This window comes from Bacillus sp. UNCCL81 (assembly GCF_900112535.1).
GTDB classification, from domain to species: Bacteria; Bacillota; Bacilli; order Bacillales; family Bacillaceae_G; genus Gottfriedia; species Gottfriedia luciferensis_B.
Genome location: NZ_FOMF01000002.1, coordinates 978,092 through 1,000,072, shown reverse-complemented (window position 1 = coordinate 1,000,072; position 21,981 = coordinate 978,092). Strand labels below are relative to the sequence as shown.

The 21,981-nt window shown below is 33.4% G+C and carries 22 protein-coding genes; 21 read left to right on the top strand and 1 reads right to left on the bottom strand.

Annotated elements, in window-relative coordinates:
- Positions 1–10 precede the first annotated feature (10 nt).
- From BM319_RS04930 to BM319_RS04850, 17 genes are all read left to right on the top strand, one after another.
- Positions 11–760, top strand: a complete 750-nt coding sequence (locus BM319_RS04930) for a 2-phosphosulfolactate phosphatase (RefSeq protein WP_069032410.1) — start codon at positions 11–13, stop codon at positions 758–760.
- A 62-nt stretch (positions 761–822) separates the two neighbouring features.
- Complete coding sequence (locus BM319_RS04925) at positions 823–2,061, top strand: acyl-CoA dehydrogenase family protein (RefSeq protein ID WP_069032411.1); 1,239 nt, start codon at positions 823–825, stop codon at positions 2,059–2,061.
- A gap of 34 nt (positions 2,062–2,095) precedes the next feature.
- Complete coding sequence (locus BM319_RS04920) at positions 2,096–2,848, top strand: SDR family NAD(P)-dependent oxidoreductase (RefSeq protein ID WP_091021442.1); 753 nt, start codon at positions 2,096–2,098, stop codon at positions 2,846–2,848.
- Positions 2,849–2,908: 60 nt separating this feature from the next.
- Entirely contained in the window at positions 2,909–4,531 is a 1,623-nt protein-coding gene (locus BM319_RS04915) for a long-chain-fatty-acid--CoA ligase (RefSeq protein ID WP_091021440.1), read from the top strand.
- A gap of 223 nt (positions 4,532–4,754) precedes the next feature.
- Entirely contained in the window at positions 4,755–5,324 is a 570-nt protein-coding gene (locus BM319_RS04910) for a TetR/AcrR family transcriptional regulator (RefSeq protein ID WP_069032414.1), read from the top strand.
- A 72-nt stretch (positions 5,325–5,396) separates the two neighbouring features.
- Entirely contained in the window at positions 5,397–5,798 is a 402-nt protein-coding gene (locus BM319_RS04905) for an acyl-CoA thioesterase (RefSeq protein WP_091021438.1), read from the top strand.
- 31 nt (positions 5,799–5,829) lie between these two features.
- Complete coding sequence (locus BM319_RS04900; protein WP_091021436.1) at positions 5,830–6,897, top strand: phosphotransferase family protein; 1,068 nt, start codon at positions 5,830–5,832, stop codon at positions 6,895–6,897.
- 24 nt (positions 6,898–6,921) lie between these two features.
- Entirely contained in the window at positions 6,922–7,701 is a 780-nt protein-coding gene (locus BM319_RS04895; protein WP_091021434.1) for an enoyl-CoA hydratase/isomerase family protein, read from the top strand.
- A 21-nt stretch (positions 7,702–7,722) separates the two neighbouring features.
- Positions 7,723–8,703, top strand: a complete 981-nt coding sequence (locus BM319_RS04890; protein ID WP_091021432.1) for a quinone oxidoreductase family protein — start codon at positions 7,723–7,725, stop codon at positions 8,701–8,703.
- A 50-nt stretch (positions 8,704–8,753) separates the two neighbouring features.
- A complete protein-coding gene (locus BM319_RS04885; RefSeq protein ID WP_091021430.1) occupies positions 8,754–9,932 on the top strand; it encodes an acyl-CoA dehydrogenase family protein in 1,179 nt (392 codons plus the stop codon).
- A gap of 19 nt (positions 9,933–9,951) precedes the next feature.
- Entirely contained in the window at positions 9,952–10,710 is a 759-nt protein-coding gene (fabG, locus tag BM319_RS04880; protein ID WP_091021429.1) for a 3-oxoacyl-ACP reductase FabG, read from the top strand.
- A gap of 18 nt (positions 10,711–10,728) precedes the next feature.
- The gene (locus BM319_RS04875; protein ID WP_091021427.1) at positions 10,729–11,178 is read left to right on the top strand and encodes a MaoC family dehydratase N-terminal domain-containing protein; all 450 of its coding nucleotides are present in this window, start codon (positions 10,729–10,731) and stop codon (positions 11,176–11,178) included.
- On the top strand, positions 11,175–11,579 hold the full coding sequence (locus BM319_RS04870) for a MaoC/PaaZ C-terminal domain-containing protein (RefSeq protein WP_091021426.1): 405 nt from the start codon (positions 11,175–11,177) through the stop codon (positions 11,577–11,579). Before BM319_RS04875 ends, BM319_RS04870 begins: the two co-directional genes overlap by 4 nt.
- A gap of 142 nt (positions 11,580–11,721) precedes the next feature.
- Positions 11,722–12,600, top strand: coding sequence for a hypothetical protein (locus BM319_RS04865; protein WP_091021425.1), 879 nt, complete (start codon positions 11,722–11,724; stop codon positions 12,598–12,600).
- A 393-nt stretch (positions 12,601–12,993) separates the two neighbouring features.
- On the top strand, positions 12,994–14,058 hold the full coding sequence (gene murG / locus BM319_RS04860; RefSeq protein WP_069032424.1) for an undecaprenyldiphospho-muramoylpentapeptide beta-N-acetylglucosaminyltransferase: 1,065 nt from the start codon (positions 12,994–12,996) through the stop codon (positions 14,056–14,058).
- 98 nt (positions 14,059–14,156) lie between these two features.
- On the top strand, positions 14,157–14,981 hold the full coding sequence (locus tag BM319_RS04855) for a GNAT family N-acetyltransferase (RefSeq protein ID WP_069032425.1): 825 nt from the start codon (positions 14,157–14,159) through the stop codon (positions 14,979–14,981).
- Positions 14,982–15,102: 121 nt separating this feature from the next.
- Positions 15,103–15,552 (top strand): dCTP deaminase domain-containing protein, encoded by a 450-nt coding sequence (locus BM319_RS04850; RefSeq protein WP_069032426.1) that lies wholly within the window; start codon positions 15,103–15,105, stop codon positions 15,550–15,552.
- A 53-nt stretch (positions 15,553–15,605) separates the two neighbouring features.
- Here the strand turns inward: BM319_RS04850 and BM319_RS04845 are convergent, their stop codons facing one another.
- The gene (locus BM319_RS04845; RefSeq protein WP_069032427.1) at positions 15,606–17,000 is read right to left on the bottom strand and encodes a peptide MFS transporter; all 1,395 of its coding nucleotides are present in this window, start codon (positions 16,998–17,000) and stop codon (positions 15,606–15,608) included.
- A 686-nt stretch (positions 17,001–17,686) separates the two neighbouring features.
- Between BM319_RS04845 and rsgA the strand changes: the two genes are divergently transcribed.
- The 4 genes from rsgA to BM319_RS04825 all read left to right on the top strand — a co-directional run bounded on the left by rsgA (position 17,687) and on the right by BM319_RS04825 (position 21,881).
- Positions 17,687–18,733: a ribosome small subunit-dependent GTPase A gene (rsgA, locus tag BM319_RS04840; protein ID WP_069032428.1), complete on the top strand. Its 1,047-nt coding sequence runs from the start codon at positions 17,687–17,689 to the stop codon at positions 18,731–18,733.
- A gap of 747 nt (positions 18,734–19,480) precedes the next feature.
- The gene (liaF, locus tag BM319_RS04835; RefSeq protein ID WP_069032429.1) at positions 19,481–20,218 is read left to right on the top strand and encodes a cell wall-active antibiotics response protein LiaF; all 738 of its coding nucleotides are present in this window, start codon (positions 19,481–19,483) and stop codon (positions 20,216–20,218) included.
- Complete coding sequence (locus BM319_RS04830; protein ID WP_069032430.1) at positions 20,215–21,231, top strand: sensor histidine kinase; 1,017 nt, start codon at positions 20,215–20,217, stop codon at positions 21,229–21,231. The genes liaF and BM319_RS04830 overlap by 4 nt, the downstream gene beginning before the upstream one ends.
- A gap of 11 nt (positions 21,232–21,242) precedes the next feature.
- Positions 21,243–21,881 (top strand): response regulator transcription factor, encoded by a 639-nt coding sequence (locus BM319_RS04825; protein WP_069032431.1) that lies wholly within the window; start codon positions 21,243–21,245, stop codon positions 21,879–21,881.
- Positions 21,882–21,981: the final 100 nt, after the last annotated feature.

The window sequence follows — 21,981 nt, the reverse complement described above, 5'->3', positions numbered from 1 at the left end:
AGTTTTGTAAATGGGCAAACTTCATCTTTTGATGAAAAAAGAAGAAATTGATGATCAAAAACTAAACGATGAAAAGATAGTAGTCGTTTTTGATGTATTACTTGCTACTTCGACAATTACAGCGACATTAGCCTTTGGTGCTAAAGAGGTTATACCTGTAATGAATGGACAAGAGGCAGTTCTTTTCACAAATAAAAATGTGGACAAAGAATATCTATTAATAGGGGAATATGAAGGGAATACAATTGAAGGGTTTCTATCACCTAATCCACTAATGTTAAAGAAAATTGTTTCTGATCAGTCAATCGTTTTATCGACAACGAATGGAACAGTGGCATTAAAAAATTCTCAAAATGCAAAGAGAGTATACGCTGCATCGATTTTGAATGCAAATGCAGTTGCAAATCACTTGAGACAATCTTACAAAGATGAGTCTGTTATTTTAGTATGTTCGGGGTCGTCAGGACAATTTAATATGGAAGATTTTTATGGAGTTGGTTATTTTATTGATTGCTTAGTTAATGAATCATATCCTTTCGATTTATCCGATGCAGCTAAATCTGCCCATTATTTTTACTTAGGATTGAAAGAAAAATGTTATGAGATTTTAGCGGAATCGAATGTTGGTAAAATGTTAATTCGTTATGGCTTTGAAGAGGAATTAAAATTTGTTTCTAGTAAAAGTATTTTAAATGTTGTACCGATATTTGTAGATGGTAGAAGCGTAATTAATGTTAATTTTTCAAAGGAAACTATCTAAATATTACCCTATTAAACACTGTAACTTGTTAGGCAAAAACTAGTTGTGAAAGGGATGATTGAATGGATTTTTTATATTCGCAAAAAAGTAAAGAGCTTCAATTAATATTAACAAAATTTATGGAAACGTATGTTTATCCTAATGAGCAAATATTTGAACAGCAGTTAAATGCACAAGAAACTCGGTGGAGTGATGTACCTCCGATTATGGAAGAATTAAAACAAAAAGCAAAACAAGCAGGATTATGGAATTTATTTTTACCTGAAAGTGACCTTGGAGCAGGTTTAACGAATTTAGAATACGCTCCATTATGCGAAATTATGGGACGATCTATGATTGGACCAGAAGTGTTTAATTGTAGTGCACCAGATACAGGTAATATGGAAGTTTTAGAAAGATATGGTACGAAAGAGCAAAAGGAAAACTGGTTAGTACCACTTTTAAATGGTGAAATTCGCTCATGTTTTTCAATGACTGAGCCTGAGGTCGCTTCTTCTGATGCAACAAATATTGAAGCGAGTATCAAAAAAGAAGGTGATTTTTATATCATCAATGGTCGAAAATGGTGGTCATCAGGAGCAGGGGATCCTAGATGTAAAATTGCAATATTTATGGGCAAAACGAACCCAGATGCACCTAAGTATGAACAGCAATCTATGATTCTAGTTCCGTTAAATACACCTGGGGTGAAAATTGAAAGGGTATTACCTGTTTTCGGTTATGATCATGCGCCTCATGGACATGCAGAAATTACATTTACAAATGTAAAAGTTCCTGCAAGTAATATTTTATGGGGAGAAGGGAAAGGATTTGCAATTGCACAAGGTAGACTTGGTCCAGGTCGTATTCACCATTGTATGAGATTGATTGGTGCTGCCGAACGAGCACTCGAAGAAATGTGTAAGCGTGTTCAAAATCGAGCAGCATTTGGTAAGCCAATTGCAAATCAAGGCGTAGTTCAAGAATGGATTGCAAATTCAAGAATAGAAATTGAGCAAGCTAGATTACTAACCTTAAAGGCCGCATATATGATGGACACAGTTGGTAATAAAGAGGCGAAAGCAGAAATTGCTATGATAAAAGTCGTCGCTCCTTCAATGGCTTTACGAGTAATTGACCGCGCTATTCAAGCCTTTGGAGCTGCGGGTGTATCTAATGATTATACGTTAGCAGCTCAATGGGCAAATGCCAGAACGTTAAGATTAGCTGATGGTCCAGATGAAGTACATCGAGCGCAGTTAGCAAGATTAGAATTAAAAAAACATGCTACAGAAAAAAACTTCTCTACAATAAAAAGTTAATTCAAATTAAATGACAGATTGAGAGAGGATCGATATGAGACTAAAAGATAAAGTCGCAGTTATTACCGGCGGAGGTAGTGGTATCGGGCGTGCAACTGCTATCCGCTTCGCAAATGAGGGAGCAAAAATTGTTTTAGCAGACATTAATGAAGTTACTGGTGAAGAAACACTAGGTGTAATAAAAGAACAAAATCCAGAAGCTATTTTCGTTAAAACGAATGTTGCTGAAAGCAAAAGCATCCAAAATTTGATGAAGCAAGCTGTTGAACATTTTGGTAGCATAGATATTTTGTTTAACAATGCTGGAATTGGGAACTCCGAAGTAAGAAGTGTAGATTTAGCAGAAGAGGAATGGGATCAAGTAATCGATATTAATCTGAAAAGTGTATTTTTAGGTATAAAATATGCAATTCCAGAGCTTAAAAAATCTGGCAATGGTGTGATTATCAATACAGCTAGTTTACTAGGTTTAAAAGGAAGGAAATATGTTAGTGCTTACAATGCTTCTAAAGGTGGAGTAGTATTATTAACGCAAAATGCAGCATTAGAGTACGGAAAATATAATATTCGAGTAAATGCAATTGCTCCAGGAATAATTGATACTAATATTATTAAAGAATGGAAAAATGATGAAAGAAAGTGGCCGATTTTATCCCGTGCAAATGCACTTGGTAGAATAGGGACTCCAGATGAAATTGCATCAGTTGCACTATTTTTAGCATCTGATGAAGCATCATTCGTGACTGGAGCAACGTTATCGGTTGATGGTGGAGGATTAATATTCTAATCTATTAGGTTTGAAAAGTTGTTTAAAACAATATTCATGATCAGAAATGGAGAGTTATGTATGTCAACAAATAAAGTTTGGTTAGCTCACTATCCTGAATATATTGCAAAAGAACTATCAATTCCGACAAAATCAATTCCAGAAATGTTTAATGAAACTGCAGAAAACTATCCTAATCATTCTTGTCTATCATTTTATGGTAAAAAAAATACTTATAAAGAAGTACAGTCGGCGGTAAAGAGATTTGCTTCTGCTTTACAAAAAAATGGTATTCAAAAAGGTGATCGTGTAGCAATCATGCTTCCAAATTGTCCACAATATGTAATTTCATATTATGGCATTCTAACTGTAGGCGGAATCGTAACCCAAGTAAATCCAATGTCAGTTGAAAGAGAGCTAAAAGAATTATTAATTGACTCAGGAGCTGAAACGATTGTCGTATTAAACAGTTTGTACCCAATCGTCAAAACGTTAAGTAAAGAAACAAAATTACAGAAGATTATCGTAGTAAATTTAACGGGTATAGAAGAAAATTATGAAGAAGCCATATCATTTGGAAACTTTTTGCAAAGCGGAAATCAAGAAATAAAGCCAGTTACGATTGATTCTCATGAAGATGTGGCAATTCTTCAATATACGGGTGGAACAACTGGACGTTCAAAAGGAGTAATGCTAACCCACCGAAATCTATATGCAAATATAATGCAGCAAGGTGAATTTTTTAAAGGTGCATTCAATCCTGGTTGTGAGCGGGTCTTATCCATCATTCCGTTTTTCCATGTTTATGGAATGACCGTATGTATTAATTTAAGTGTTTTCATGGCAAACGAAATGATCATCTTACCACGTTTTGAAATTGAAGAAGTTTTAAATACGATAAAAAATGAACAACCTACGCTATTTCCAGGCGTCCCAACAATGTATGTTGCATTAATTAACCATCCTGATTCTGAAAAATATGGGATCGATGCAATTAAGCTTTGCAATAGTGGCAGTGCACCGATGCCAGTAGAACTAATGAAGCAATTCGAAACAAAGACAGGTGCTACTATTCTAGAAGGATATGGATTATCTGAAGCGTCCCCAACGACTCATAGTAATCCTGCATTTGCAGCAAGAAAGCCTGGTACTGTGGGAATCCCTTATCCATCTACTGATTCAAAAATTGTTGACATAGCTACCGGATTAGACGAAGTTCCAGTAGGAGAAATTGGTGAATTAATCATTAAAGGTCCTCAAGTAATGAAAGGCTATTGGAATTTGCCAGAAGAAACTGCAAATACAATCAGAGATGGATGGTTATATACTGGTGATATTGCGAGCGTCGATGAAGATGGTTACGTCTCGATTCTAGATCGAAAAAAGGATATGATTATCGCAAGTGGCTTTAATGTATATCCTCGTGAAATTGAAGAGGTAATTTATGAGCATCCATACGTAAAAGAGGCTGTAGTAATAGGGGTACCCGACTCCTATAGAGGTGAAACAGTAAAAGCAGTGATAGTCCTTAAAGAAGATAAATATCTTACTATAGAAGAAATGAAGGAATACTGTAAAAATCATTTAGCGACCTATAAAGTTCCTCGAATAATCGAATTCCGAAACGAACTACCGAAAACGAATGTTGGCAAAATATTAAGAAGGGCAATTAGAGAAGAGGAAAGCTCTATCTATCAAGGGTAATTGAAAGAACGGTCTCCTGTGGGATATGTTGGAAGACTGAAACCCCCAGGAACGAACTTGACGAGGAAGCTCAAGAATCTCGCTACACAAAAAAAGCGAGCATCCTGCAGTGGACATCAACCACACATACTTATTTATAAACATTAATAAATTGAATTTTGATAAAACCTTCCTTGTACTATGATATAATTCTATTGAATTTTTAAGATTGCGAGGACATCTAATGAAACAAAAAATAAAGGAACACTCTATACAGCTATTTGATAAAAAAGGATTTACGAGTACATCCATTCAAGATATCGTCGAATCGATCGGAGTGACAAAAGGAACTTTTTACTACTATTATACAAGCAAAGAACAGCTTCTTATGGAAATTCACCTTCAATTTATTGATGAAGTATTAAATGAGCAGGAAGAAGTTATTAATGATTCAAAGAAAAGCTTTTCAGATAAGCTATTTGAAGTCATTTATTTAAGTTTAATGGACATTAAAAAGCAAGGTCCAAGTGCAAAAGTGTTTTATCGTGAAATGAGACATTTAAATCCTGAAAGTTTAACAGAAATTAAAGCCAAAAGGGATTTATACAGATTTAATATTGAGAAACTTCTTAATGAAGGAATTAAAAATGGTGATTTAAGATCAGATTTAGACGTACCAATCGTTTCATTTGGTATTTTAGGTGTTATGAACTGGAGTTATGAATGGTATAACGCAGAAGGACAAAAAAATGCATTTGAAATAGCGAAGTCATTCCAAGATATGATCTTAAAAGGGATTAAAGTAGAGGAGTAATCTTTTGTCTCCTTCTCCTTTACATACCGACCAGTTAGTATTGGTAAATAATTGATAAAGGTAGGTAGTTTTATGGAAAAATTCACCGTTACCCCTAGATTTTGTGAAACCGATGCATTAGGTCATATTAACAATACTAGTTACTTTATTTATTTAGAAGAAGCGCGAATTAAATTCTTCCAATCGCTTGGCTATTCAATGAATCTAGATGATTGGAAGTTTATTCTAGCGTCAACAAAATGTGATTTTGTGAATCAAGGTCACTTCAATCAAAAATTATCAGTATCAACCTATATTTCAAAAATAGGAAACAAAAGCTTTCATCTCGAACATGAAATTTGTTGTGAAGAGACAAAGCAAATGATTGCTACAGGTAATGCGATCATCGTATTTTTTAATTTTAAAGAACAGCGTAGCGAAGTACTTCCTGAGTTATTTAAAGAACAGTTAGAAAGGCATTTAGTTATTAAATAAACTGAATTTTCTAAAGTGAAGGAGGGGTAATATGGCTGAAAAGATCGAATTGGAAACGATTCAAGTTCGCAAAGGTGAAGAGTTAAATCCTCATGTTTTACATAAATTTTTAGCAAAAAATATTGAGGAACTACCAGATGGAGAATTAGCGATTCGTCAGTTCTCATCGGGTCATTCAAACTTAACCTATTTACTAAAAATTGGAGAATGGGAAGTGGTGTTAAGACGGCCGCCACTTGGCCCAGTTGCTCCAAAAGCACACGATATGAAAAGAGAATTTCGTATTTTATCAGAAATTCATCCTCACTTTTCGGCTGCTCCTAAGCCAATTTTATATTCAGAAAATGATGTAATTGTAGGTAGTCCATTTTTCATTATGGAAAGAAAAAATGGTGAAGTATTTGACTCATCATTTCCTCCACATTTAAACGTAACAATTGAAGATCGTAAAAAATTATCTACTGTAATGGTAAATAAGCTGGTTGAGTTACACTCCATTGATTATACAAAAACAAAACTCCTAGAAATAACAAAACCTGAGAATTTTATGGAAAGACAAGTAAACGGCTGGATTGGACGGTATAACAGGGCAAAGACTAGTGAAATTGCCGAAGTTGATCGACTAATGAGTTGGTTAATCAATAATGTACCAAAAAATCATCAGTCATCAATTATTCATTATGATTTCAAATTGAATAATTCGATGTTTAGTCACGATTTAAAAGAAATGATTGGACTATTTGATTGGGAAATGGCAACAATTGGTGATCCATTAGCTGATTTAGGTGTTGCTTTATGCTATTGGATTCAAAATGATGATCCTGATTTATTAAAATTTGGCTTAGGTAAACCACCTGTTACGATTCAAGAAGGATTTATTACAAGGAATCAATTTATTGAAGGCTACGCAAAGAAAAGTGGCAGAGATTTATCAAATATTAATTACTATATGGCATTCGCCTATTTTAAATTAGCAGTAATTGTTCAACAAATCTTCTATCGATTTAAAGCTGGACAAACAAGTGATCAGCGATTTACAAAATTTAACCAATTTGCTGAAAATCTGATAAAGATTGCCAATGATCTAGCAGTTAAATAGATTCATATAAAAGGAGTGTAATAAATGAGTAAACAACATTTATTAGTAGAAATTAATGAGCGGATTTTAACTTTAACACTAAATAGGCCTGAAAGCTTAAATTCTTTTAGTTATGAAATGTTAAATGGTATTACTGAAGCGCTTAATCAAGCAAAACTGAATCCGGAAATTAAAGCAATTGTACTAAATGGTGCAGGTCGTTCATTTTCAGCTGGTGGAGATGTAAAAACGATGGGAAACGTCACTCCAAATGCAGTATATGAGCATATAGGAATCCTAAATACAGTTATTAAAACGATTCGTGAAATCGAAAAGCCTGTAATAGCTTCAGTTCATGGTTTTGCAGCTGGTGCTGGTTTTAACTTGGCTTTAGCATGTGATTTAATCATTGCAGCAGAAGATAGTAAATTTGCTTTAAGCTTCTCTCAAGTTGGATTAATCTCTGATGGAGGCGGTTCTTATTTCCTACCAAGGTTAATCGGTCCATATTTAGCAAAACAGTTTTTCTTTACTGCAGAGCCAGTTCCTGCTGAAAGAATGTATCAGCTTGGTATGATTAACGCACTCGTACCAGCTGAAAACTTAGCTGAAGAAACAGTAAAATTTGCAAATAAAATAGCCGCAGGTCCTGGTAAAGCAAATGGTATGATGAAAAAACTAATTAATCAATCTTTTACATCAACTTTAGATGAAATGCTAGAACTTGAAAGAATTACTCAGCCACTAATGGTAGCAACTGAAGACCATCAAGAAGGTGTTTTAGCATTTAAAGAAAAAAGAAAAGCGATTTTTACTGGTAAATAAAAAACTGAAAGGAAGTTTACGATGCAATCAATTCAATTTAAACAATTTGGTGGTCCTGAGGTATTAGAGAAGGTCGAACTTGAAAGACCAGTTCCAAAGGGGAAAGAAGTATTAATTGAAGTGCATGCAGCAGGTGTCAATTATGCTGATACAGCGCGAAGAGAAAATCAATATGTAGTTAAAACTACTTTGCCGTATGTACCTGGTGCTGAAGTTGCAGGAGTCGTAGTGGAAATTGGAGACGAAGTTACTTCAGTAAAGATTGGTGATCGAGTAGTTTCAATGTTGGAATGTGGTGGATACTCAGACTTTGCTCTGACAGATGAGCGTTCAATTATTCCTTTACCGAACGGAATGGATTTTAAAATAGCCGCTGCATTACCCGTCCAAGGATTAAGTGCTTACCATATCTTAAAAACGATGGGTATGTTAGAACCAGGAGAAACCGTTTTAGTTCATGCGGCAGCAGGTGGTCTAGGTACTTTAGCTGTGCAATTAGCGAAGCTTTTTGGAGCAGGTAAAGTAATCGCTACAGCAAGTACAGCCGAAAAATTACAGCTAGCAAAAGAGATGGGCGCAGATGTATTAATCAATTATACAGAAGCAGGCTGGGAACAAAAAGTACTTGAAGCTACAAATGGAAAAGGTGTAGATGTTGCCTTAGAGATGGCTGGAGGCGATGTTTTTTATAAAACGTTAGATTGCTTAGCTTATTTCGGAAGATTAGTTATTTATGGTGTAGCAAGTGGCCAGCAAAGTAAGTTTTACCCATCCTCTCTAATGGCAAAAAATCAATCAGTAATTGGGTTTTTCTTACCACCACTTTTGAGAAAAAAGGCATTAATTAAACAAAGCTTAGAAGAGTTATTTACTTATTTAGCTGAAGGGAAATTAACGATCACGATTGGAGAAGTATTTCCATTAAGTGAAGCTGCCAATGTCCATACGATATTGCAATCAAGGAAAACTGTTGGAAAAGTGATTTTAGAGCCGAGAACATAATGAATTTTTGATATGAAAAGATTTGATCAGATGAAACGGGGGAAATTTAAATGCATTTACGCCTGACTGACGAACAAAAAATGATTCAAAAAACAATTCGAAAATTTGTTGAAAAAGAATTAATCCCTTTAGAGAATGAAGTACTTAGAAATGAACGTGAGGGCAGACCAAGCTTAGATCCCGCGGTTGAAAAGGAACTACAATTAAAAGCAAAAAAAGCTGGTTTCTGGGGAATTAATACACCTACTGAATATGGTGGTGCTGATTTAGGCCAAATGATGTTAGCAATTATTTATATGGAAATTTCAAAAACATTCGTTCCTTTCAAATTTGGTGGTTATGCGGATAATATTTTGTTTTATTGTAACGAAGAACAAAAAAAGAAATACCTTATTCCTACAATAAATGGAGAAAAAAAATCATGCTTTGCCATGACGGAACCTAATGCTGGCTCTGATACTCAAAACATTAAAATGACCGCTGTAAAGGATGGGAATGAATGGATATTAAACGGTGAAAAAACATTTATTACAGGTGGAAACGAAGCAGATTTTGTAATGGTCATTGCAATAACGGATAAAGAAAGACATCAAAAAACGGGTGGAAGAGAAGGTGTAACTTGTTTTATAGTCGACCGGGACATGGGGTGGAGGTCTGAATTTATCCATACAATGGGCGAATGGGGACCAGCTGGTTTAGTATTTGATAATGTCCGTGTGCCTGAAGAAAATATTTTGGGTGAATTAAATGGTGGCTATAATTTAGGACTTGAATGGATCGGATTTGCACGATGGATTGTAGGGGCCACAGCAGTTGGAGCTGCTGAACGTTTATTACAAATGGCCATTGACTATTCAAAAGAAAGAGAAACATTCGGAAAACCAATTGCCGAACGACAAGCTATTCAATGGCAAATAGCGGATTCTGCTGTTGAAATAGAAGCTGCCAAATGGCTTGTATTAAATGCCGCATATACACTCGATCAAGGAGAAGACAATCGACATTTAGCATCAATGGCAAAACTATATGGTTCGAATATGGGAAATCGAGTTGTTGACCGCGTACTTCAAATACATGGTGGAATAGGGTATACAAAAGAACTTCCTATTGAAAGATGGTACCGTGAAGCAAGATTATGGAGAATATACGACGGTACGGATGAAATTCAACGCTTAATCATTTCACGTAATTTACTAAAAGGACATGTTAAATTAGGACAGTACGTTTAAAAGATGGGAGAGAAGTGAAATGGCTGGAAGATTTGAAGGCAGAGTAGCCTTTATTACTGGTGGTAGTCGAGGTATCGGAAAGGGAATCGTAGAATTATTTGCAAAAGAAGGAGCGAAAGTAGCGATTATTGATGTGAATGAAGAAGCACTATTACAAACTGCTTCAGAATTTAAGCAATATGAAATATACACGAAAGTTGCAAACGTTACTAATTCCAATGAAGTTGAAACTGCTATGAAAGAGGTTCATGATACATTTGGTTCATTAGATATTGTAGTCAATAACGCAGGTGTTATTCGCGATAATTTATTATTTAAAATGACAGACTCAGATTGGGATACTGTTATGGATGTTCACTTGAAAGGTTCATTTAATGTTGTACGTGCTGCACAAACCTATATGGTTAAACAAAAATATGGAAGAATCATTAATATTTCTTCAACATCTGCACTTGGCAATCGTGGACAATCAAACTATGCAACTGCAAAGGCTGGTTTACAAGGTCTAACGAAAACACTTGCAATTGAACTTGGTAAATATGGAATCACATCTAACGCTGTGGCACCAGGGTTTATTGAAACTGAAATGACGAAAGAAACAGCAAATCGCATCGGTATTACGTTTGAACAACTAGTTGAGGCAAGTTTAAGCCAAATACCAGCCGGCAGAACAGGTAAACCAGAGGATATTGCAAATGCAGTTGCATTCTTTGCTGACGAAAAGTCTTCTTATGTAAATGGGCAAGTTTTATATGTTGCAGGTGGACCTAAAGCTTAAAAAATTGAGGTGGATGAAATGTTTAAATCGTTTATTGGTAAACGCTCTAAATCAGTAAAAAATACTGTAGAACGCGGTGCTGTAAAAAAATTTGCCGAAGCAATTGGGGATTTACATCCAATTTATGTTGACGAAGAATATGGAAAACAATCTAGATATGGACAAAATATTGCTCCGACGACATTTCCTAGAGTATTTGACTATGGAAAAATAGAGAATTTTAACCTACCAAATGTTGGTCTAATTCATGGTGAGCAAACATTTGAATATAAAAGGCCACTTTTAGTTGGTGAAACCATTTATTGTTATACAGAGATTAAGGACTATTATGAAAAACGTGGTGGGCATGGCTTTATGGGGTTTCTAGTACTGTCAGATATCGGAGAAGATCAAGCTGGCAATGTTATTTTTACTACTAAATCAGTTGTTATTATAACTGAAGAGGTTAGGAAGGTGCTAACGGTATGACAGTATTATTAGATTTACAAATTGGCGACTCGTTGAAACCAGTCATACTTGAACCAGTATCTCGAATGGATTTAATAAAATACGCAGGAGCATCAGGTGATTATAACCCTATTCATACAATTGATGAGGAAGCAAAAAAAGCTGGATTACCTGGAATTATAGCACATGGCATGTGGACAATGGGAAATTTAGCTAAGCTTTTTTCCGATTATTTAGAAGTTGGCTTTATTGAAAATTACTCTATAAGATTTAAGAATATGGTATTTCTAAATGATGTCATCACATTAAATTCAACATTTGATAAAGTTGATCAAAACATACTACATTTTAAAGTAAATGCAAAGAATCAGAACGATGTAGTCGTTATTACTGGTAAAATTTTATTTAAATTATATGAATGATACTGAATCTAATTGGGACTTCTAAAAGGAGTCCCTTTTGTATTTTACAATTTCAACTTCGACTAATGTAAATTTTACATTAAAAAGGATTTGGATACAGTGGATTTACACATAATATTAAAAAACGAAATAGGTGAGAAAAATGGATCTTTCATTTGATAAATTATTAGAGCAATTTGATTTGAAAAAAAATGAACACCAAAAAAATTTGCATAAGGTTAACAAAAGAATAGATGAAATAGAATCTCATATGGAAGAAATTAAAAAGCAATTACATAATTTTGACCATCAAATTGTTAATATAGAAAAAGAATTAAAAACTACTCTATCAATGATTAGCAGTGAAAATGAATCAAACTTACACCATGATATAGAACATAATAAAGGGCATCATAACGACCATCAAGACCATCAAGAACATCAAGACCATCAAGAGCAAAACAGACATCACAAGCATCACAAAAGTCATGAACACCATCCTGATCATCCTAATTGGGCTGAAAATTTAATCCATAATGTGGAGGAATTTTCAGCAAGTATTTTTGAGCCTAAAAATGAAAGTCATAAAAATCATCAAGAGCATCATGATCACGAAAATCATCAAGAACATTATGAACATGAAGATCATCAACAAAAACAAGAGCATCAAGAACATGAACATTTCGAGGAAAAGCAACAAAACTCAAGAGTAGCTAATAGGAAAAAGTATAATAATCAAAATATAGAAGAGATAAACCAGTATTCTGCAAGTACAATGGACGAAAGTCAATCGAGCGGCATAATAACTGGATTAACGAGTATTAATGAGAAAAATTATTCGGAATTATCATCAGATTTTACAAATCATAAAGAAGAACAACACCAACAGTACAATCATGGAAACGACTCTAATCAAAAGAAGACTTCTGAACAATTATTAGAAACGGATTTTTCTGATATGTCAATTGATGATTGGGAGGATTCTACTACCAACTTATCGATGTCAGAATGGTTTGAAGTTGATCCTAATGATAAAAGATAAAATCATTGATCTAATTAATTGAAGTTGGTGCGAAGTCTATCCATTCCAATACATGAGCCAGACCAGTCATGAAATACAAGAACATATCTGAAAATCAAATTTAAATACTTTGTCTATACACAAAAATGCATTACTTCTACAATGTGAAGTAATGCATTTTTGTTTTTTAGAGGAAATACACTCTGATTTGGTGAATTTATCAAGAGAATACTTTGCCTAATTATGCATTTTTTAGCTATGAAGGCTCATAAAGATATAAAATTGAGTATAAATAGAGTGTTAATATAGTGGGGGCGATAACGATATTCCAGTAGGCTTTTTTGGTCGCAGTTTGGACTTTGTGAAAATTTGTGATTAGTTAATTAGTTTGAAAAAGAATAGATAGGAGTTAATATGTCTAAGAAAAGAATCGTATTTACCGGTGGTGGCTCTGCGGGGCATGTAACACCAAATATCGCCATTATAAATGAGTTAAATAAAAATGATTGGGATATTCATTATATTGGATCTAAAAAAGGAATTGAAAAGGAACTAATAAATAAAATTGAATTACCTTATTATGGGATTTCAAGCGGAAAATTAAGACGATATATAGATTTTGAAAATATTATTGATCTGTTTCGAGTAATAAAAGGTTGTCTTGACGCAAGAAAAGTATTAAAAAAAATTAAGCCGAGTTTAGTTTTTTCAAAGGGTGGCTTTGTTTCTGTACCAGTAATCATTGCTGCTAGCACATTGAAAATTCCAATTTTTATACATGAAAGTGATATGACACCAGGACTTGCAAATAAAATTTCTCAGCGTTTTGCTACCAAAATATTTACATCATTTGAAGAAGCAAAAAATTATTTTCCAAAAAATAAAACAACAGTAATTGGTTCACCTATAAGAAAAGAGCTATTAAATGGCTCAAGGGAAAAGGGCTTAGAATTTCTTAATTTTAAAAGCTATATCCCAATCTTAACAATTATGGGTGGAAGTTTAGGTGCAAAGAAAATCAATGAAACTGTTAGAGAATCATTACAGGATCTAACGAAAAAGTATCAGATTGTTCACCTATGTGGTAAAGGAAATGTTGATGAAAGTTTAAAAAATATTCAAGGCTATAAGCAATTTGAATATGTTCATGACGAGTTAGCAGACGTACTGGCCGCATCCCAAATGATTATTACAAGAGGTGGGTCAAATGCCATATTTGAGTTTTTAGCGTTACATAAACCGATGATCATCATCCCACTAACGAAAAATCAAAGTAGGGGAGACCAAATATTAAATGCAAATTCTTTTAAAGAAAAAGGCTTTGCATTGATGTTGGAAGAAGAGGATTTAACGAATAAATCACTTCAAGAATCAATTGAAGAACTTCAAACTAAAAAGGAATTTTTCATTACGAATATGAAATCATCGAATCAAAGTAATGCACTTGATATACTTCTTGAGGAAATAAATAGTAATTAATTCGATTAAAGCATTCTTCTAAATAAAGGAAGAAATGCTTTTTTGTTGAATAACTCTAAAGGGAATAACAGAAATATTGTAAGAAGTAGGTGGAAAATTTGATTTCAGAAAAACAATTAAACGAAATTAGCATTTTACAAGATGCATGCGAAAAATTTGATGAAATAACTTTAAAGTTAAACTGGGAAATGTTAAGAAATCGAAGAAAAGATGTAAAAGAAGATTTCTTTCACTATGAAGAAAATCAATTAGTTGGATTTTTAGCGACTTACTATTTTGGAGAAAAAGTTGAAATCTGTGGTATGGTTCACCCGGATTTTCGACGAAAAGGAATTTTTTCTAGTTTGTTAACTGAAGCACTGAATTCAATCGCTCCAACCACTACCATTTTATTAAATGCACCTGAAGCTTCAGCATCAGCAAAAGAATTTATTCGAAATCAAAAAAATTGTACCTATTCTTTTTCGGAATATCAAATGGCTTGGAAAGACCAAGAGGTAAAAGAATTTACTCCAATCGTTAAATTCACGAAAGCAGAGCAATTAGATTTCGCATTTATTTCAAATTTAGATGTTGTATGTTTCGGATTTGAAAATAGTGATGCAGAGAAGTACAATCAACGGATCTTAAATGAACCAGATCGAGATTTATTTATAATAGAAGTAAATGATGAAAAAATAGGTAAAATGAGTTTGCTTCGTGAAAAGAATGAGAGTTGGATTTATGGATTTGCAATACTTCCAGAATACCAAGGTAGGGGATATGGAAAAAATGCATTACTCCAAACCATTCAAAAAGAAAACGAGATTGGAAACGAAATTCATTTAGAAGTTGCGCTAGAAAATAGTAACGCGAAGAAATTATATTTAGATTGTGGATTTAGACAATATAACACTCAAGATTATTATAAAATTGGCCAATAAATTAGTAAAAGGCTGTCTGTTTTTTAAGACAGTCTCTTTTTTTATGGACTATAATAATTTTATCATTATGAAAATATCTATGTTAAACTAGAAATGGATTAAATGGAAAAGGGTGAAAGTTTTGGAAAAAATAAGAGGGTTTGAAGTAGCAAAAGGATTCGAAAATTGTGGAGTGAATCTTCCGAAAAGAGCAACGACACATGCAGCTGGTTATGATATCGAATGTATTGAAGAGACAATTATCAATCCAAACGAGATCAAACTTGTTGGTACAGGATTAAAAGCGTATATGCAAAAAGACGAATTTTTAGCATTATTTGTACGCTCGTCTACACCGTTAAAGAAAGGTTTAATGAAAGGAAATGGAGTAGGGGTAATTGATTCGGACTACTACAGCAATCCTTCAAATGATGGCCATATCATGATGCAATTAATAAATGTATCAAAGGAGCCTGTTATCATACAAAAAGGTGAGAGAATTGGACAAGCTGTTTTCCAAAAGTTCTTATTAGCTGATGATGATTTCGCAGGGGAAGAACGAGTAAGTGGTTTTGGTAGTACTGGCAAATAAAAATGTAGAAATAAAAAAAGAACTCGAGTGATCGAGTTCTTTTAATTTTGTAATTAGTCTAACATTTTTGCAAGTTTTGGTGATAAAGCAAGTAAGATTAAGCCTGCAACGATTGCTGCTCCACCTACTGCTAAGAATACTTGTAACATACCAAGAGTTGTTGTAAATGCAGCTAATTGTCCACCAACTAAGTTTGCAATGAAACTTGATGATAACCATACACCCATTAATAATGAAGCAAGTTTAGCAGGTGCATAACGAGAAACTGCTGATAAACCAACTGGTGAAAGTACTAATTCAGCAATTGTATGGAAGAAATATGTCATAACCATGAATAACATGTTTGCTTTTACAGTAATATGATTTGGATCAGAACCTGTTTTCATAACCGCCATAATTGTGAATGCAAAACCAACACCTAATAGGATAAGACCCATTGCCATTTTCGCAGGAACGCTGATGTTTTTACCATTTCTTGCCATTTTAATCCAGATCATAGAAAGAACTGGAGCGAAAAGCATAATGAATAATGGGTTAACAGATTGGAACCATGCAGATGGTACATTGAAGCTACCAACTTTAAGATCTAAGAAACGCTCTGTATAAAGTGTTAATGATGAACCAGCTTGTTCAAATCCAGCCCAGAAAAATACTACGAATGCAGCTAAGATAAAGATAACTGTTGTACGTTGTTTTTCTTTTTTAGTAAGAGGAATATCCTTAACTGAAGCGCTGTTACCCTCTTTCACAACTTTTGCATTAGGTTTTGTACCTAAATCACCAAGATATTTTGATGCTAATAAGTTGAAAATAATTTGACCAATAATCATACCGATCGCTGCTGCTAAGAAACCATAACGGTAACCGAATAAATCATCACCAGCAGCATTTTTTGACATAAATAAAGTTTGTGCTAAATAACCAGTAACAAGTGGAGCAAAGAATGCACCTAAGTTGATACCCATGTAGAAGATTGTGAATGCACCATCACGACGTGGGTCATCTCCTTCATAAAGTTCACCAACAATTGTTGAAATGTTTGGCTTGAAGAAACCATTACCGATAATCATTAAAATTAAACCAAGATATAAACCTGTTGAAGAATGAATACCGAATAATGCGATATTACCAGCTGCCATAATAATACCACCAAGTGTTATAGCAGCACGCTTTGCAAGGAAATTATCTGTAATCCAACCACCAATGATTGGAGTGAAATATACAAGACCAGTAAATAATCCATAAAGTTGTAGTGCCCAAGCATCTTTAAATCCAAGTCCACCTTGAACTACTGAAGTTGTTAAATAAAGAACTAAAAGTGCACGCATTCCATAATAACTAAAGCGCTCCCAAGCCTCAGTTGCAAAAAGTAAGTAAAGGCCAGGTGGGTGTTTCGTTTTTTGATTTTGCTCGTTTGATGAAACGTTTTGTTTTGCTGCTACGCTCATTCAAATTCCTCCCTCATAAGTGCTATTCTGTGTAATTTTCTGTATGAATATTTATTGTCGTCAATTCATATACTATTCTGTCAATTTACTGTAAAAAATAATTTCCGAATTCAACAAATTTCGACAATTTAAGTTAAAAAAAATTTCTAACTATTTTCAACAGAACAATGCTACTAAATTTATATCTAGATCCGCAAAAAAAACTTGGGACCAATTTACTATTTTAGTATAACACACAATAGCGTATCTCTGTAAAGTTTTTTATATTGTCAGACAAATCTTGCAATACTGATTTTTCTTATTAAATTAGTATTTTTAGACTTTGTCGATTGACCTGTATTAGTACAGCCTGAACAAAAAGACCTATATCTAAATAATAATAAGTTTTTGAAATATTTCAAGGGTTTTTATAATTTTTTACTTTAATATTAAAAAAGTTTAATTAAACAAAAGAATGGAAATTGTCAAAAAATGTCGAAACGAAAATAGAATGTTTCGTCCTTTTTTAATATTCAATTAATTCATATGGACGATTTTCTAAAATTTGGATATACTAAAAGTACTATATATGAAACGGAGTGATGGATATGGGAAAGTTAATTAATTTAGTTCAGAAGAAGGTAAATAGTAGAGGACAAAAAATGGAGTAAATCTTCATTATTGTCCTTATATAATTGGAGGACAAAATGAATTTAAAACAATTAGGTTGGAACGAAGCGTTCGGAGAAAAGGATCAAAATACTGTAGTTGCAAGAGTTATATCTGAACAAAGACAAATTTATAAATTGCATGATGGAGAAAATGAACTAACTGGTGAAGTTTCTGGGAAATTTCAATTCCAGGCAAAAGTAAAAAGTGATTTTCCATCCGTTGGAGATTGGGTTGTAATTGAACCGTTAAAAGGTGAAAACAAAGCAATTATTCAAAAGGTATTGCCGAGAATAAGTCAATTTTCAAGGCAATCTGCAGGAGAAAAAATTGAAGAACAAATAGTAGCTGCTAATATAGATTACGTGTTTTTAGTAATGGCATTGAATAACGATTTTAATATAAGAAGATTAGAACGTTATTTACTTGTTGCCTATGATAGTGGAGCAAATCCAATTATTGTTTTAACAAAAAAGGATTTATGCACTGACCTACCAACCAAAATTGCAGCAGTTGAAGAAATTGCATTTGGTGTACCGATTTATTCTGTAAACAGTACAAATGGAGAAGGGATTGAAGAACTGAAACAGCTCATTTCAGAAGGGAAGACTGTTTCCTTACTTGGTTCTTCTGGTGTCGGTAAATCTACATTATTAAACGCGTTAATCGGTGAAGTAATACAAATAACACAGGACGTCCGTGAAGGTGATGATCGCGGTAAACATACAACTACACACCGCGAATTATTTTTCCTACCATCTGGCGGAATGGTCATCGATACACCAGGTATGCGAGAATTACAGCTTTGGGGCGGAGAAGAGCATATAAGCTCGACATTTACAGATGTCGAAATATTAGCTAAATCATGTAAATTCTCAGACTGTACACACGAAAACGAACCAGGATGTGCAGTTAACCTGGCAATCGAAAACGGCGAACTAGATCAACAAAGACTCACAAGCTATCGTAAATTAATGAGGGAACTAGCGTATGCAGAACGTAAACAAGATGCATCACTAGCTAGACAAGAAAGAGATAAGTGGAAAAAAATTAGTAAAATGATGAATACTAAGTCTTATAAGTAAGAGAGAAGAGTATTTATACTCTTCTTTTTCTTTTGAAATTTTGTGATACAAAAGCGGTCAATGAGGCAAGAATCCTTGAACTACTAACCCATAATAGGTTCATGAGGTAGTAGAAAGGCAAGAAAGAACGATAGTGACTCATAATAGGTTCATGAGTAAGTAAAAATGAGAGAAATCGCGATTTAGTGACTCATGATAGGTTCATGAGTAAGTAAAAATGAGAGAAATGGCGATTTAGTAACTCATAATAGGTTCATGAGTAAGTAAAAATGGAAGAAATCGCGATTTAGTGACTCATAAGGGGTTCATGAGTATGTAAAAAGGCAAGAAATCGTGATTTAGTGACTCATAATAGGTTCATGAGTAAGTAAAAATGGAAGAAATCGCGATTTAGTCACTCATAATAGGTTCATGAGTATGTAAAAAGGCAAGAAGTCGTGATTTAGTGACTCATAATAGGTTCATGAGTAAGTAATAAAAGAAGAAATCGCGAAATAGTGACTCATAAGATGTTGATGAGTATGTAAAAAGGCAAAAAGCCGCGATTAACTTACTCATAACGAGTCCAAGGATCGTTAATCGTTACATAATTCTATAAAAAAATCTCAGTCTTAAGACCGAGATAAGACAATACTTAAGTTTGTATCAAAACAAACAAAAAATAGATAAACTACATAGTAGAATAGTTAATAACAAAAGCTTTCGATTGCTATTAACAAGCTAGTTTAGTGAATAGAGGAGAGCTATATGAAGCGATTTAGACGATTGTCTAGCAATGAATTAACTGGATTATTATTTATAATTGCAGGCATAGGATTATTATTTGATCTATTTTTAAATCCTTTTGCAATAATCGCAGCTGGGGTAGGTATTTATTTATTTCAGTATGGGGCAAAAAAACGTAAAGTTTACCCTTCTACATCTGCGAATATCGCGTTTTTTGGAGGAATCATTTTATTTATCAGTAATGTATTTCAATTGAAATCAATCTTAGGGGTATTATCCTTTATTGTGATTTATGTTGGATATTTAATATTTGTTAATTCTAAATTTAATGCAAAAGTCATTATACCTAACATAGTTGAAACAACGAATACAGGTGTCTTTGAAACAAATTCTCTCATTTCAAATCGATTTTTTACAAATATTCATCTTAAGAATGAATCATTTGAGTTAGAAGATGTAGATTATTATTTTGGAATTGGAGATGTCATAATCGATCTTTCGGAGTCATTTATTCCTGAAGGAGAGACTGTGTTGGTATTAAATGGAATCATCGGAAATATTACTTTGTATGTGCCGTATGATTTGGAAGTCTCGATCCAGCATTCTACTTTATATGGCAAAATTAATATCCTTAAAAATAAATTGAACGGGTTTAACAAGAATTGTAAGTTCACTTCTAATGATTATAAAGAAGCATCAAGAAAGTTAAAAATTGTCACTTCTTTAGCAATCGGAAATATTGAGGTGACAAATAAATGAAAATTGACAAAGGTATCTTTTTATCAATCTGTCTTGCTGCATTTACATCTAGTATTTTAATTTGTGGCGTTGTTTATTATTTCGTTGATCATACTTTCCTTGATAAATTGCTTTTGTATAAAATTGGAAATTTTTCTTTACTATTAATATTATTTGTAGCAATCATAATTATATCAATTGTCTATAGTACAGCTGTTTTGAGCACGATTCGTCATAATGAAAAAGCTTTATTGGAAGGTATAGTAAAGGCAGAAAATGGAATTTATCATAAAGAATCAGAGCATTCAATTCGGTCCATTGATAACGAAATTGAATCAAAACTTCAAAAAATATCTAAACAAATTGAAGATTCAAGGAAGACTGTTCAAAAATTAGTAGATGAAAAGAAATTAATTGAATCTCAAACAATTGAAGATGTCGTAACGAAAGAGCGACATAGACTAGCAAGGGAATTACATGACTCAGTTAGCCAACAATTATTTGCGATTTCGATGATGATTTCTGCGATCAATGAACTAGGTGAAACTACGTTTAAAGAACAATTACAATATATTGAAAAAATGGCGATTAATGCTCAATCAGAAATGCGTGCACTTTTATTACATTTAAGACCAGTTCAGTTAGAAGGTAAAAGCTTAAAAGAAGGCGTAGAAAAGCTTCTAACTGAATTAACCAATCGTCAAGCTCTTCAATTAAAATGGAAAATCGATGATATTACACTATCAAAAGGTGTAGAGGATCATTTATTTAGGATTATTCAAGAAGCTTTATCGAATACTTTAAGGCATGCAAATGCAAAAACTTTTGAAATACGAATTAGAAAAATTGAAGATTTTGTATTAGTTCGAATGATTGATGATGGAATTGGTTTTGATGTCGAAAACCGAAAAACTGGTTCGTATGGTTTGCAATCAATAAGTGAACGTTCTTCCGAAATTGGTGGAACGGCAAAAATAGTAAGTATACCAAAAAGAGGAACGCAGATAGAAGTAAAAGTTCCAGTAATTGAATAGAGGTGGGAAATTTGATCAAAGTCGTGTTAGTTGATGATCATGAGATGGTAAGAATGGGTGTTTCTACATATTTAAGTACTCAATCTGATATTGAAGTGGTTGGTCAAGCAAGTAATGGAAAAGAAGGCGTAGATCTTGTATTAGAAAAACGTCCTGACATTGTATTAATGGACTTAATTATGGAAGTTATGGATGGAATTGAAGCGACAAAACAAATTATTTCAAAATGGCCAGAAGCAAAAATCATCATTGTTACAAGTTTTATTGATGATGAAAATGTATATCCAGCAATTGATGCTGGTGCAATCAGTTATATGTTAAAAACATCTAGAGCTAGCGATATCGCAAATGCAATACGAACGACACATAAAGGTGGCTCAGTTTTAGAACCAGTTGTTACTGGCAAAATGATGAATCGAATGAGAAAATCTACTCAACGCGAATTACATGATGATTTAACGGCTAGGGAACAAGAAGTACTTCATTTAATGACTGAAGGTAAGTCAAATCAAGAAATCGCCGATACTTTATTTGTTTCACTAAAAACGGTAAAAACGCATGTTAGTAATATTTTAACGAAATTAGAAGTGGTCGATCGAACTCAGGCAGTAATTTATGCTTTTAGACATGGAATTGTAGAACAAAAATAGATTTATTTACAAAAAGAAGTCAAAAATGACTTCTTTTTTCTATTTTTATAAGAAGATTTAAAGCAATATTTTAGATAAATAAATAATTAATGGTAAGATA

What these genes read in the sequence shown, in the direction of transcription:
- BM319_RS04930 (WP_069032410.1), top strand. Translation starts at nt 11, where the DNA reads ATGGGCAAACTTCATCTTTTGATGAAAAAAGAAGAAATTGATGATCAA.
- BM319_RS04925 (WP_069032411.1), top strand. Translation starts at nt 823, where the DNA reads ATGGATTTTTTATATTCGCAAAAAAGTAAAGAGCTTCAATTAATATTA.
- BM319_RS04920 (WP_091021442.1), top strand. Translation starts at nt 2,096, where the DNA reads ATGAGACTAAAAGATAAAGTCGCAGTTATTACCGGCGGAGGTAGTGGT.
- BM319_RS04915 (WP_091021440.1), top strand. Translation starts at nt 2,909, where the DNA reads ATGTCAACAAATAAAGTTTGGTTAGCTCACTATCCTGAATATATTGCA.
- BM319_RS04910 (WP_069032414.1), top strand. Translation starts at nt 4,755, where the DNA reads ATGAAACAAAAAATAAAGGAACACTCTATACAGCTATTTGATAAAAAA.
- BM319_RS04905 (WP_091021438.1), top strand. Translation starts at nt 5,397, where the DNA reads ATGGAAAAATTCACCGTTACCCCTAGATTTTGTGAAACCGATGCATTA.
- BM319_RS04900 (WP_091021436.1), top strand. Translation starts at nt 5,830, where the DNA reads ATGGCTGAAAAGATCGAATTGGAAACGATTCAAGTTCGCAAAGGTGAA.
- BM319_RS04895 (WP_091021434.1), top strand. Translation starts at nt 6,922, where the DNA reads ATGAGTAAACAACATTTATTAGTAGAAATTAATGAGCGGATTTTAACT.
- BM319_RS04890 (WP_091021432.1), top strand. Translation starts at nt 7,723, where the DNA reads ATGCAATCAATTCAATTTAAACAATTTGGTGGTCCTGAGGTATTAGAG.
- BM319_RS04885 (WP_091021430.1), top strand. Translation starts at nt 8,754, where the DNA reads ATGCATTTACGCCTGACTGACGAACAAAAAATGATTCAAAAAACAATT.
- fabG (WP_091021429.1), top strand. Translation starts at nt 9,952, where the DNA reads ATGGCTGGAAGATTTGAAGGCAGAGTAGCCTTTATTACTGGTGGTAGT.
- BM319_RS04875 (WP_091021427.1), top strand. Translation starts at nt 10,729, where the DNA reads ATGTTTAAATCGTTTATTGGTAAACGCTCTAAATCAGTAAAAAATACT.
- BM319_RS04870 (WP_091021426.1), top strand. Translation starts at nt 11,175, where the DNA reads ATGACAGTATTATTAGATTTACAAATTGGCGACTCGTTGAAACCAGTC.
- BM319_RS04865 (WP_091021425.1), top strand. Translation starts at nt 11,722, where the DNA reads ATGGATCTTTCATTTGATAAATTATTAGAGCAATTTGATTTGAAAAAA.
- murG (WP_069032424.1), top strand. Translation starts at nt 12,994, where the DNA reads ATGTCTAAGAAAAGAATCGTATTTACCGGTGGTGGCTCTGCGGGGCAT.
- BM319_RS04845 (WP_069032427.1), bottom strand. Translation starts at nt 17,000, where the DNA reads ATGAGCGTAGCAGCAAAACAAAACGTTTCATCAAACGAGCAAAATCAA.
- rsgA (WP_069032428.1), top strand. Translation starts at nt 17,687, where the DNA reads ATGAATTTAAAACAATTAGGTTGGAACGAAGCGTTCGGAGAAAAGGAT.
- liaF (WP_069032429.1), top strand. Translation starts at nt 19,481, where the DNA reads ATGAAGCGATTTAGACGATTGTCTAGCAATGAATTAACTGGATTATTA.
- BM319_RS04830 (WP_069032430.1), top strand. Translation starts at nt 20,215, where the DNA reads ATGAAAATTGACAAAGGTATCTTTTTATCAATCTGTCTTGCTGCATTT.